The following is a 12445-nucleotide window of genomic DNA, read 5'->3' as shown; positions in this document are numbered from 1 at the left end:
AAGATATGAGTAATACTGGCATATTATCAATAGATCAAGGCACCACCTCGAGCCGCGCCATTGTGTTTGCGCTAAATGGCCATCAAATTGCCAATGCTCAGCAAGAGTTTACTCAGCATTATCCCGCCAATGGTTGGGTGGAACACGACGTTGAGGAAATTTGGTCTACTACCCTAGACAGTTGTAAAACCGTGATTTCTCAGGCCACTAATAAAGGTGTTGATATTGCCTGTATTGGTATCACTAATCAGCGTGAAACCACTGTAGTGTGGAACAAAGACACTGGCAAAGCTATACACCCTGCTATTGTTTGGCAAGACCGACGAACCGCTGGGTATTGCGAATCGATAAAAGATAGAGAAGCCATGGTTAATTCAAAAACGGGCTTGCTCTTAGACCCTTATTTTTCAGCTAGCAAAATAAAATGGATCTTAGATGAAGTACAAGGTGCGCGGCGTTTAGCTATTAAAGGCAAGCTTGCTTTTGGTACCATCGATAGCTTTTTAATTTGGCGTTTAACCAATGGTAAAGCTCACGTCACCGACGCTACTAACGCTAGTAGAACTAACTTATTCAACATTCATACTCAACAATGGGATGAAGATTTACTTACATTATTTGATATTCCACCTTGTATACTGCCTGAAGTGCTCGACTGCGCAGCTGAGTTTGGTACCTGCGACCCAAGTATATTAGGCAAAGACTATCGTATAACCGGCGTGGCGGGCGACCAGCAGGCAGCGCTTGTTGGCCAGTCGTGCTTTTCTCCAGGGGATTTAAAAAGTACCTATGGCACGGGCTGCTTTGCTTTACTAAACACCGGTGACACGCCCGTTTCGTCAAGCCACAAATTACTCACCACCGTAGGATACAGACTTAATGGCAAAACAACATATGCGCTAGAAGGCGCTATTTTTACAGCTGGCGCTAATATTCAGTGGCTACGCGACGGCATTGGCGTGCTGCAACATGCTAAACAAAGCCAAGTATTGGCAGAGTCACTCGACTACGATCACGGCGTATTTTTAGTGCCAGGCTTTGCTGGACTAGGCGCACCGCACTGGAATCCAAATGCAAGAGCAAGTCTTTTTGGTATGACACGAGCAACCGGCCCCGCTCACTTCGCGCGCGCTGCTCTTGAAGCGGTATGTTACCAATCCCACGAACTACAAACCGCCATGAGAAAAGACGGCGTGAGCTCAAATAACGTCTGGGTAGACGGCGGCATGGTGGCCAATGATTGGCTCTGTCAATTCTTATGCGACATATTACAAGTAGAAGTGCAACGACCCAAAATAATGGAGTCGACCGCTTTAGGCGCCGCATTCTTAGCCGGACTGCAAGCAGGCATCTATGAGTCTTTAGACGAGATTAGCGCTGTGAAAACCGTCGATAGAGTATTCATCCCAGAGCTAGGCGATAAAACCCGTCAACGCTTGCTGAAAAAGTGGGCACTGGCGGTTAAAGCAACTCTGGCCTTTGCTGAATAAGCCCATTAGTTTTTCTTCCCAAACAGCACATAAATAAACATTGGGGCACCTATGCTTGCGGTTAGCATAGACAACGGCACCGAAGTGGTAAAGGCGTATTCGTTTATAAGCGCGCACAGCGTAATTACGATAGCACCTAGCAAACCCGAATATAAAAACACCTGTGAATTGTCATAGCCGTGAAGCCTTCGCACAGCGTGGGGTACAAGCAGACCTAAAAAGGCAATAGAGCCGGCAATTGACACGCTCAAGCCCACCAGCAGTGCTACTAAAATGAATACTTTGGTCTGTAAGGCTTTCGCCTTTACGCCTGCCGTAAGCGCAGCATGTTCTCCTAAATATAAGGCATTTAGCTTAGGTGCACTTTTTGCCAACATGAACAGTCCAAATGCCATAATAGGCAGCACCAAACTTAAGCTTTTATAGTTGGTATACTGCAGTGACCCCATAAGCCAGAAGGTTAAACTTTGCAGAGCTTGAGGCGGTGCAACTAAGTAAATCCAGCCGACTAGCGCACTGAACGTGGTCGAGATAGCAATACCCGCTAAAATGAAACTAGACACGCTATGACCAATTTTTTTAGCCACCGCATATATTAATGCTCCTGATAAACAAGCCCCTACGAAACACAAGGCAGGTAATAAGTAAATACTGTGGGTATAGAGAGTTTGGTTTGGTATAACGCCCAAGCTACTAACAAACACCAAAAATAGCGCCGCCATCAAGCTAGCACCACTTGAAATACCAATAATACCAGGGTCTGCTAGGGGGTTGTTAAGATTAACTTGAAGCGCAGCCGACGCCACTGAGATTGAGGTGCCTACCGCAATGGCCGTTAGCAATATAGGCAATTTAATGTGGAATACGATATACCACTCAAGCTGCGTGTTGCCAGTGACTAAGGCGGGCACCAAGTACAAGGCTGCGACTATTACCAGCGCTAGGCTATACTTTAACCATGCAGGCAAAGACAATACTTCTTAACTTTATGCTGATGCTCTTCGGGGGATTTACGCTTTAATTCTCTAACATTAGACTTGCCCATGGCAATAATGTAGTCAAGTTTCCCGAAATCTTCTACACTCACCCGGCGACACTTCAACGAGCTTAGGGCATAATTACGCCGCTGAGCAAGCTGCCGAGAACGCTTGTCTGGCGCCACCCCGTTGTGGAAACCGGCGGTACCAGCAGAGTCAAGGTGCACGTTAAAACCCTGGCGCTTGGCTTTGTCGCCAAACATACCTTCGGCGGTAGGAAAACGACAAATATTACCCAAACAAACGAATAAAACCGAGACAGTAGAGTGAAGCACTAAAAAGATCCGTCTATGCAATAATTAATGACCAAAAGTATACTAGAGATCACCATGGCTTGCATTAGTCTGCATATTGTTATTTTTTTGTCGTTTTTCTTTTACGCGCTTTTCGTTAACGTGTTTATCGTGAACGTTGTCGACCGCGTTGCCCATATAAACGCCTTAATTGAGCGCTTGAAAAAGTAGTGTAAAGCTACATATATACTATAGCGGTAAAGATGGTAAGCCTGATTAATATAAATCATTATTTGGAGAGTTTAGTTTCATGAATGTATTAATGCTAAGTAGCTCACGCTTTGGTGAATATGATTATTTAGCCTACGCCGAGTCGTGGATAAACGAGCATTTAGGCGCTGTAAAAAATGTTCTTTTTATTCCATATGCGGGGATAACCATGGGCTGGGACGCCTATACTGTTGCAGTACAAAGCGCGCTTCAGCATTTGAAGGTGACTGGCATTCACGAAAGTGATAATCCTAAAATGGCGATTCAAAATGCCGAGGCAATATTAGTGGGCGGTGGTAATACCTTCAACCTGCTGCACTTGCTGTATGAGCATGACTTAATTGACGCCATAAAACACAAGGTTGAACAAGGTACGCCTTATATAGGCTGGAGCGCAGGCAGTAATATTTGTGGCTTGAGCATTCGTACCACAAACGATATGCCCATTATTGAACCAAAGTCGTTTGACGCCCTACACTTTGTAAATGCGCAGTTAAATCCTCATTATACCGACTATGTTGCGCCTAACTTTCATGGTGAAACGCGTGACCAGCGTTTAGCTGAATTTTGTACACTACAACCAACAGTGCCGGTGTTAGCTATTCGCGAGGGCAGTGCCCTGCTTATTAGAGATAACAAATTAAGGCTGCTTGGTGAGCTAAATGGCTTTGTGTTTGCTTCACAAGAAAAAATTTCGCTCGATAACACGCAGGACTTAACGGAATACCTTTAAAAATGAGTCTATCAGCTTAGTACATTGTCAACATAAATGGCTATATAATCTGCACTATAGGGTAAATATTGAACACACCAAAGCATAAGCAAATCACTAACCAGAGCGCAAAAACCACATCAATGTCTAATATAGAGTTTGATAAGCGTCATATTTGGCATCCTTATACCTCATCTAATAATCCTTTACCTTGCTATGAGGTGGTAGGCGCAAGTGGCGTGCATATTGAGCTTAGCACAGGCGAAAAAATAGTAGACGGCATGTCTTCTTGGTGGGGTGCTATTCATGGCTATAATCACCCCGTATTAAACCAAGCCGCTAAAAATCAGCTCGATAAATTTTCTCATGTCATGTTTGGCGGACTTACCCATCAGCCTGCGGTCGACTTATGTAAAACCCTTATTGATATTACACCGCTAGGTTTGAATCGCGTATTTTTGGCCGACTCAGACTCGGTGGCGGTTGAAGTGGCGATTAAAATGGCCATGCAGTACTGGGCCTGTCAGGGTCGTGAAACTAAGAATAAGGTATTAGCTTTGCGAAATGGCTATCATGGCGATACTTTTGCCGCAATGTCGGTGTCGGACCCTATAAGCAACATGCATTCTTTATTTAAAAATAGCCTTATAGAACACTATTTTGCGCCTGCACCACAAACGCAATTTAATCAACGTTGGAACCCAGATGAGATAGCGCCGCTGCGCGATATTTTAGATGAACACCACGCCAGCATCGCCGCGCTTATTTTAGAGCCTATTGTGCAAGGCTCTGGCGGCATGCGCTTTTATCACCCAGAGTATTTAAAAGCCTGTCGTCAGCTGTGTGACCAGTACGACGTCTTGCTAATTTGCGATGAAACAGCCACAGGCTTTGGGCGCACAGGCAAATTATTTGCCTGTGATCACGTTAACGTTACACCTGACATTATGTGTTTGGGCAGCGCCATTACTGGCGGCTATATGGCGCTAGCAGCAACCTTATGCACTAACGATGTTGCCCAAGGTGTGTGTGAAGGAAGTCCCGGAGTATTTATGCATGGGCCTACCTGTATGGGCAATCCATTAGCCTGTGCAGTTGCAAATGCGAGCATCGCGTTTTTGTTAAACGCTGATTGGGAATTACGTGTAAACAACATATTTGAGCAACTTAGCGAAGAGTTGATGCCGCTAAAACAACACATCGCCGTGTATGACGTGCGGACATTAGGTGCAATCGGTGTGGTTGAAATGAAGCAAGCAGTAGATGTTGCCGCCATTCAAAAAGTATGTATACAGCATGGTGCTTGGATAAAACCGTTTGGCAAACTTGTGTATCTTATACCGCCATTTATATGCAGCAAAACGGATGTTACCACCCTCACAAATGCGCTTAAAAAAGGCATTGAAGCGGCTTGTTAACAACGTCGGTACCTTTTGAAGTGAATTCGCTTCACAATGCGCTATGTTTCGCTGAACTGGGACGCACTTAGATGGCTTAAAGATTTCAGCACGCGAAGCTATTGGGATTACGCTGTCTTTATTCCGGTGATAAATTCGGGCCTAGCGTAACGAAATAAAATAAGCGAGCCGGCTAACAAAGCCCATGCAAATACATTAATCCCCAACACTGCTCGATAAAAAGTATCGTTACTACGGTTCATCTTGCGTCTGTCTTCGAAGCTGTCAAGCATACGCAAACTGCTTTCACCTATAAGCTTGGACGCATCATTTCTATTCGGCATTTTTATTCAGCATATTGTTTATACGGTAGTGTCAACAACGATTGAGTACAGTATACTATTAGTAATAAGGAGAACGGCAACTATATTACGCAAAGCGTTTGTTGCTTATATAACTTACCTTGTCTTTCGGCAAAAAATCAATAGCTTGAATAAATCTATGGAGAATAATATGAGTAAAGCCCCAGTCGCCGACGTACTGGCTGGTAAATTTGAGGTTGGCAGTACTATCAGCGTACAGGGATGGGTGCGTACCAAACGTGATTCTAAAGCCGGTCTTTCTTTTATTGCCGTGCACGACGGCAGTTGTTTTGACCCCGTACAAGTAGTCGCATTAAATAGCCTTAGTAACTATGAAGACATCCTTAAACTCACCACAGGCTGCTCGCTTGTCGCAACGGGTATTGTTAAGCAGTCCGAAGGTAAAGGCCAAGCAATAGAAATTGAAGCAAGTGACATGCAAATAGTCGGTTGGGTAGAAAATCCAGACACCTATCCTATGGCCGCCAAGCGCCACAGTATTGAGTATTTGCGCGAACACGCTCATCTGCGCGCACGCACCAACCTTATTGGCGCGGTTACACGCGTTAGAAACTCACTGTCTCAAGCAGTACACCGCTTCTTTCACGAGCGTGGCTATCTGTGGATAAGCACACCCATTCTAACCGCTTCTGACACAGAAGGCGCAGGAGAAATGTTTAGAGTCTCCACGCTTGACATGCAAAACTTACCCTTGACCGACAAAGGCCAAGTAGACTACAGCCAAGATTTTTTTGGTAAAGAAACCTTTTTAACCGTGTCGGGCCAATTAAACCTTGAAACCTACTGCACCGCCATGTCAAAAGTATATACCTTCGGACCTACTTTCAGAGCTGAGAATTCTAACACCAGCCGTCATTTAGCTGAATTTTGGATGATAGAGCCAGAAGTGGCTTTTGCCGATTTAGCCACTGTTGCCCAATTAGCCGAAGATTTACTAAAGTATGTGGTAAACGCGGTGCTTGAAGAGCGCGCTGATGATATGGCCTTTTTCCAGCAGCGGGTCGACAAAGACGTACTAAAGCGCTTAACCGCCCTGACTTCTTCTGAATTTGTGCGCATGGACTATACGCATGCCATTGAAATACTGCAAAACTGCGGCAAAAAATTCGAATACCCAGTGCAGTGGGGCGTTGATTTGCAATCTGAGCATGAACGCTACTTGGCCGAAGAACATGTTGGCGCACCTATTATTATGCAAAACTACCCGAAAGACATTAAAGCCTTTTACATGCGCATAAACGATGACGGTAAAACAGTTGCTGCGATGGACGTCTTAGCACCTGGCATTGGTGAAATCATTGGTGGCTCGCAGCGTGAAGAACGCCTTGATGTATTTGATCAGCGCCTTAAAGAAATGAATTTAAATGCCGATGATTATGCATGGTACAGAGATTTACGCCGCTACGGCACCGTGCCTCATGCTGGCTTTGGTTTAGGCTTTGAACGTTTGGTGGCCTATGTTACTGGCGTACAAAACGTGCGCGATGTCATTCCTTTTCCAAGAACGCCAGGTAATGCAAATTATTGATTAGCGCTGGTAGTTAGCTGCTTATTGCAGATACCCTTGGTTTATAACGTGAGTAAACAACTAAAGAAGCTTAGCCAAGAGGCGTAGATAATTTCTACGCCTTTTTCATGTATAAAACAGACCGTTTGAAATAATAAATATTTCGTTACATTTGGCACATAAATTAGACACACATTGCGCGTACACTAGGCCATAGTATAAAAATTATCTTATTATGCGCTACAGGAAACATAAAAATGAAATCCGTGTTGATAAAAATAGCAGTACTTCTTGCCATGTTAGCCATTGGCTTTGGCATTATGGGCCTGATTCATGTAGTCGCCGAAGAGACTGAGGAGGAAAAACCGGTAGATAGCCGACCTGTCGTCAGCGTAGAATTATTGACGCCCATAGACCATCAGGTTGAAATAACCAGTTTTGGTGAACTGACGCCGCTAGAGAGTACTCAGCTTTCAGCGCAAGTAAGCGGCGAAGTGCTCAGCTGGAACGAAAACTTTATAGCCGGCGGTGTGGTAAAGCGCAATGAAATTTTATTTACCATAGAGCCAGATACATACGCAGCTGCGGTGCTGCAAGCTGAAGCGCAAATTTCCTTAGCGCAAGCTACACTCACCGAAGAACTCGCCCGCCAGCAGGTAGCAAAACGTGAAGCGCGTAGTTTGCAGCAAAGCCAAGTAAGCGATCTTTACCTGCGCAAGCCCCAAGTTATGAGCGCCCAAGCTCAGTTGAAATCGGCACAAGCCTCTTTATCCATCGCCAAACGCAACTTAGCCAAGACACAAGTACGTGCACCCTACGACGCCCTCATCATTTCTAGAGACATCGGCACCGGCCAGTTTGTGAGCGCAGGCACGCAGGTTGCGTATCTTAATAATGTTGAAACCGCCGAGGTAATTATTCCCATTGCAGGTTTTGACAGTGCGTTTATTCAAGACGATTTAAAAGACACTTCAGCCACCATAAGTACGCAGGGTCGCAGCAGTATAATTCGTGAAGGTATGGTGAACCGTAATTTAGGCGTGGTTGATCAAAACACTCGCATGCAGCACTTAGTGATCCGCATAGAAGACCCTTACGGCTTAGAAAATAATTTACCCAGCATTAAATTTGGCACCTATGTTCAAGTACGCTTTGCTGGAAAAACCTTGAAAGACGTCTTTAAAGTGCCTCAGTCTTTGGTCAATAAACGTAAAATTTGGCTGGTAGACAGCAATAACAAGCTAGAATCTCATAGCGTAGAAGTTATCCGCGAAGAAGGCACATTTTTCTTTATAAGCAGCGGTGTAAACGAGCGCGACCGCTTAGTTAAAAACTTACCTGAATATCCGCAAAACGGCATGGAAGTAAAAATAATCGAAGTCCCAAGCGCGCTAAATGCCAGCCTTGTGTTACATAATGGCAGCTTTGACCCTGCCACAACGGCACAATAAGGGGCACTAATATGAATTCAAACACACCATTACCTCAAGCGGATTATTCTAAAACGGGCGGTGGCATAATAGGCTACTTTGCACGAAACCCGGTCGCGGCAAACCTAATGATGCTGATGATCATTTTGCTAGGTACTTTCAGCTACTTCACTATTCAAAAACAGATGTTTCCGAGTATTGAAATTAATTATATAAATGCCTTTATCAGCTACCCAGGCGCTTCTCCAAAAGAAATAGAAGAATCTATCACCATAAAGATTGAAGAAGCCACCAAAGATTTAACCGAAATTAAAAAGAGCGTCGGCCGTTCCTTTCGCGGTGGTGGCCGCGTTACCATGGAAATTAATCCAGATGAAAACCTGACTGACGTGCTCAACAAAATACAGGCCAGAATAGACAGCATTGCCACCTTTCCTGCGGCTATGGAGCCTATCACAGTTTCGCAAGTGCAGTTCGAGCAGCCCGTTATGGAACTGTCTCTTGTTGGCGATATTCCCCTTACTGATTTAAAACCCTTAGCCAAGCAAGTAGAAGATGAATTACTCGCGCTAGCCAACGTGCAACTAGCCAGCGCAAACACCCCAGCGGATGAAATTGCAGTAGAGATTCAACCTGAAATGCTGCGCAAATACGATTTGAGCATTAGCGATATAACGCAGGCAATAGCGCGCTATTCAGCCAATTATTCTGCTGGGCAAATAAATACAGACTCGGGCACTATTGCGGTACGGGTAGAAAATCAATTCTACAATGGCGAAGAATTTGCCGATATTCCAGTAAAAATAGGCGCTAATGGCGCTCGAGTATTACTCAAAGACGTGGCCACTATTTACGATGGTTTTGAAGAAGGTGAGCGCTACTTCAAATTTAATGGCATGAACGCGATGTCTATTCAGGTAAATGCTACGCGCTCGCAAAACATAATCCCGGTGGCAAATTCGGTCCAGGCGTATATTGAAGCGCGCAATAAAACATTGCCCAACGGCGTGGAAATAAAAGTCGTCGTGGATTTCACCTATTACTTAAACGGTCGTTTAGACATGATGCTAAACAACTTAACCCAAGGCGCTTTTTTAGTCTTTATTATGCTGGCGATTTTCTTGCGCTTTAAGCTGGCTTTTTGGGTCATGATTGGCCTACCTGTTTGCTTTTTAGGCGCTATGGCGCTAATGCCGATGATAGGTGTCACTATCAATATTTTATCACTTTTTGCCTTTATAATGGTACTTGGAATAGTGGTAGACGATGCCATTGTAATAGGTGAAAGCGCCTACACCGAAATAGAAAGTAAAGGCAACAGCGTACACAACGTTATTATGGGCGCTAGGCGCGTTGCCACACCCGCAACGTTTGGGGTACTTACCACCATGGCGGTATTTGTTCCGGTGCTGTTTAGCTCAGGCCCTTCCGCTGACTTTTTCTACAATATTTCAGCGGTAGTGATTTTATGCTTGGCTTTTTCGTTAGTAGAATCAAAACTCATTTTGCCGGCGCACATCGCCTCCTCAACCTTCAAACCCCTACCTGAAAATAGCTGGCGCACAAGGTTTAATAAGCGATTTTTCGGTTTTATAAACGGCCCCTATAAAAACTTTGTAAAATATTGCACTGAATATCGCTGGTTCACACTGGTATTTTTCATGCTTATGCTGGCGATTGCTTATCAGTTAATTGCCACAAACGTAGTGCGCGTGGTGCCCGAGCCTAGCGTACCTCACGATTTCCCCAGTATTAGTATTGAAATGAGTGAAACTATTTCAGATACCGAGACCATTGAAGCACTACAGACCATAGAGCGGGTTATTTTAGAGGTGGAAGCAGAAATAATTGAAGAGTTCGGCAGTCCCATGGTGCGCGACCTTATGGTATATAATCAGGGCCGCAACGAAGGCCAAATACTGGCGCCGCTGGTAGATGAAGATCTTCGTCACTTTAACACCTTTGAGCTGGCACGCAGATGGCGCGAGCGTATTCCCGAGATTTCTGGCATGAAGTCGTTCACGATTCAAGATGATTTAAACGGCGGCGGTGATGGCGGCGAGTTTGGCTATTTAATATTTGGCTCCGACATCGCCACCTTAAACGAGGCCGGCCGCTATCTTATTCAAAAATTGCAGGGTCAAAGAGGCGTGTTTGACGTTAGTTCAACCATCGATCCCGACAGTAAAGAAGTACAGATGTCGCTTAAAGCCGTGGCCTACGATTTAGGCTTAAATTTATCCACCATTGCAAGTCAAGTGGGTGCCAGTTTTTACGGTGGCGAAGCCCAACGCGTGCTGCGAAACGGCGAAGAAGTGCGCGTAATGGTGCGCTATCCTAAGCTCACCAGAGAGCGCTTTGCCGATTTAAAATACACGGTTATACGCACCCCCACAGGCCAAAAAGTAATGTTAGGCGATGTAGTTGCGCTGAATGAAGCACCAGGCATTAGCTATATTCGACGCGAAGGTGGTTTTAGAAGCGTTTATGTATGGGGCTCTATAGATGAAGAATTGATTGAACCTAGTGAAGTCGTTGACAACATAAAGGAAAACTTGCTGCCCGATATGCAAAAAGCTTTCCCCAGCGTAAAAACTGAGCTTGGCGGCAAAATAGAAGAGCTGCAAAGCCAAAACTTAGAACAAATAAAGTTTTTCGTCACGGGATTAGCGTTTGTCTATTTACTGCTGGCTATCCCTCTAAAAAGCTACGCCCAACCGCTTATTATCATGGCGGTTATTCCCTTTAGTTTTACCGGCGCTATTTGGGGTCATGCACTGTTTGGCTTGGATTTGAGTTTATTCTCGTTCTTTGGTCTTATTGCGGCCGCCGGCGTGGTAGTGAATGACTCTCTGGTAATGACCGACTACATCAATACTCGGCGAAAGGAAGGCTATGGCATAAAAGACGCAGTGATAGAAGCAGGCTGCGCACGTTTTAGAGCAATCACGTTAACCTCAATCACTACATTTGTGGGTGTTTTGCCTATTATGTTTGAAACAAGCTTACAGGCAGGCTTTGTTATCCCTATGGCGGTAGGCCTTGGCTTTGCTGTTATGTACGCTACTTTAGTAACGCTTATACTGGTGCCCAGTTTATATATTATTGGCGATGACATTGGCCAATTTTTTAAATTTATCGGGCGCAGTATTGCGATGGCGTTTAGATGGCTATTGGGTGCGTTTAAATCTAAAAAAGCTGTAGATTCACCTAATACGTAAGCTACTTTATTAGAAAAATGCAGTAAGTAAACAAGAATAAAGGAGCGAAATGGAGCGACGCATATTGCGCCTAACTTTCAAATAGCGTCTTTGCTTTTTTATGTTGTACTAAAAGATCATTTCAGGAACATGCTCAGGCACCACTAAGGCCCCAGATGTTAAGCGCTTTATTTCTTCAACGCTGACTCCAGGCGCACGCTCACGCAAAATAAACTTGCCATCTTCAATGTCCATCAAAGCAAGATCCGTTAACACTCGCTTAATGCAGCCTTTACCCGTTAACGGCAATGTACATTCACTCAGTAATTTCGACTCACCTGTTTTAGACGCGTGGGTCATAGTCACAATAATATTGTCTGCACCTGCGACTAAATCCATCGCCCCGCCCATGCCTTTAATTAGCTTACCGGGTATCATGTAAGAAGCAATATTACCTTGGCAGTCTACTTCAAACGCGCCTAGTACCGTTAAGTCAACGTGACCGCCTCTGATCATGGCAAATGACTCAGCCGATGAGAATAACGACGCGCCTTTTACCATCGTCACGGTTTGCTTGCCGGCGTTAATAAGGTCTGCGTCTACTTCGTCTTCAGTAGGAAACTGCCCCATGCCTAGCAAGCCATTTTCAGACTGCAGCATTACCTGCATACCCTGTGGAATAAAGTTAGCCGCCAGCGTGGGTATGCCAATGCCAAGATTTACGTAAAAGCCGTCTTGAAATTCTTGAGCAACACGTTGTGCAAGTTGTTCGCGAGTTAAAGCCAT

11 protein-coding genes are annotated in these 12445 nt (G+C 44.8%); 7 read left to right on the top strand and 4 right to left on the bottom strand.

The features are described from left to right. Positions 1–5: 5 nt before the first annotated feature. On the top strand, positions 6–1490 hold the full coding sequence (gene glpK, locus GPUN_RS07575) for a glycerol kinase GlpK (protein ID WP_006005146.1): 1485 nt from the start codon (positions 6–8) through the stop codon (positions 1488–1490). Between the two features lie 5 nt (positions 1491–1495). Here glpK and GPUN_RS07570 read toward each other — a convergent pair whose 3' ends face one another. Together GPUN_RS07570 and GPUN_RS07565 are read right to left on the bottom strand one after the other, a co-directional pair. Then, positions 1496–2458 carry a FecCD family ABC transporter permease gene (locus tag GPUN_RS07570; protein WP_006005144.1) on the bottom strand — a complete coding sequence of 321 codons (963 nt, stop codon included), beginning with the start codon at positions 2456–2458 and terminating at the stop codon, positions 1496–1498. Further along, positions 2443–2802 carry a low molecular weight protein-tyrosine-phosphatase gene (locus tag GPUN_RS07565; protein ID WP_051987318.1) on the bottom strand — a complete coding sequence of 120 codons (360 nt, stop codon included), beginning with the start codon at positions 2800–2802 and terminating at the stop codon, positions 2443–2445. Before GPUN_RS07565 ends, GPUN_RS07570 begins: the two co-directional genes overlap by 16 nt. Before the next feature lie 27 nt (positions 2803–2829). Here GPUN_RS07565 and GPUN_RS14355 point away from each other — a divergent pair, with 27 nt between their 5' ends. The 3 genes from GPUN_RS14355 (at position 2830) to bioA (ending at position 5160) form a co-directional block, all read left to right on the top strand. After that, positions 2830–2991 carry a hypothetical protein gene (locus GPUN_RS14355; RefSeq protein ID WP_158309264.1) on the top strand — a complete coding sequence of 54 codons (162 nt, stop codon included), beginning with the start codon at positions 2830–2832 and terminating at the stop codon, positions 2989–2991. 79 nt (positions 2992–3070) lie between these two features. After that, positions 3071–3763 (top strand): dipeptidase PepE, encoded by a 693-nt coding sequence (gene pepE, locus GPUN_RS07560; RefSeq protein ID WP_006005137.1) that lies wholly within the window; start codon positions 3071–3073, stop codon positions 3761–3763. Positions 3764–3885: 122 nt separating this feature from the next. After that, positions 3886–5160 (top strand): adenosylmethionine--8-amino-7-oxononanoate transaminase, encoded by a 1275-nt coding sequence (gene bioA / locus GPUN_RS07555; protein WP_040520639.1) that lies wholly within the window; start codon positions 3886–3888, stop codon positions 5158–5160. A 107-nt stretch (positions 5161–5267) separates the two neighbouring features. Here bioA and GPUN_RS14350 read toward each other — a convergent pair whose 3' ends face one another. Then, positions 5268–5483: a hypothetical protein gene (locus GPUN_RS14350; protein WP_040520609.1), complete on the bottom strand. Its 216-nt coding sequence runs from the start codon at positions 5481–5483 to the stop codon at positions 5268–5270. A 169-nt stretch (positions 5484–5652) separates the two neighbouring features. Between GPUN_RS14350 and asnS the strand changes: the two genes are divergently transcribed. The 3 genes from asnS (at position 5653) to GPUN_RS07535 (ending at position 11680) form a co-directional block, all read left to right on the top strand. Further along, the gene (asnS, locus tag GPUN_RS07545; protein ID WP_006005129.1) at positions 5653–7050 is read left to right on the top strand and encodes an asparagine--tRNA ligase; all 1398 of its coding nucleotides are present in this window, start codon (positions 5653–5655) and stop codon (positions 7048–7050) included. A gap of 236 nt (positions 7051–7286) precedes the next feature. Further along, entirely contained in the window at positions 7287–8480 is a 1194-nt protein-coding gene (locus GPUN_RS07540) for an efflux RND transporter periplasmic adaptor subunit (protein WP_006005127.1), read from the top strand. A gap of 11 nt (positions 8481–8491) precedes the next feature. Continuing rightward, on the top strand, positions 8492–11680 hold the full coding sequence (locus GPUN_RS07535; RefSeq protein ID WP_006005125.1) for an efflux RND transporter permease subunit: 3189 nt from the start codon (positions 8492–8494) through the stop codon (positions 11678–11680). 108 nt (positions 11681–11788) lie between these two features. Here the strand turns inward: GPUN_RS07535 and GPUN_RS07530 are convergent, their stop codons facing one another. Beyond that, positions 11789–12445: a 3-oxoacid CoA-transferase subunit B gene (locus GPUN_RS07530; RefSeq protein ID WP_006005123.1), complete on the bottom strand. Its 657-nt coding sequence runs from the start codon at positions 12443–12445 to the stop codon at positions 11789–11791.

The organism is Glaciecola punicea ACAM 611 (assembly GCF_000252165.1).
In the GTDB taxonomy this organism is placed as follows: Bacteria; Pseudomonadota; Gammaproteobacteria; order Enterobacterales; family Alteromonadaceae; genus Glaciecola; species Glaciecola punicea.
The sequence above is the reverse complement of the archived record's forward strand: the minus strand, read 5'-3'. Positions and strand labels throughout refer to the sequence as shown.

Bases quoted from the DNA above. Each gene is read 5' to 3' on its own strand.
- GPUN_RS07535 (WP_006005125.1), top strand. From the start codon at position 8,492: ATGAATTCAAACACACCATTACCTCAAGCGGATTATTCTAAAACGGGC.
- GPUN_RS07530 (WP_006005123.1), bottom strand. From the start codon at position 12,445: ATGGCTTTAACTCGCGAACAACTTGCACAACGTGTTGCTCAAGAATTT.
- GPUN_RS07540 (WP_006005127.1), top strand. From the start codon at position 7,287: ATGAAATCCGTGTTGATAAAAATAGCAGTACTTCTTGCCATGTTAGCC.
- bioA (WP_040520639.1), top strand. From the start codon at position 3,886: ATGTCTAATATAGAGTTTGATAAGCGTCATATTTGGCATCCTTATACC.
- pepE (WP_006005137.1), top strand. From the start codon at position 3,071: ATGAATGTATTAATGCTAAGTAGCTCACGCTTTGGTGAATATGATTAT.
- glpK (WP_006005146.1), top strand. From the start codon at position 6: ATGAGTAATACTGGCATATTATCAATAGATCAAGGCACCACCTCGAGC.
- GPUN_RS14355 (WP_158309264.1), top strand. From the start codon at position 2,830: ATGACCAAAAGTATACTAGAGATCACCATGGCTTGCATTAGTCTGCAT.
- asnS (WP_006005129.1), top strand. From the start codon at position 5,653: ATGAGTAAAGCCCCAGTCGCCGACGTACTGGCTGGTAAATTTGAGGTT.
- GPUN_RS14350 (WP_040520609.1), bottom strand. From the start codon at position 5,483: ATGCCGAATAGAAATGATGCGTCCAAGCTTATAGGTGAAAGCAGTTTG.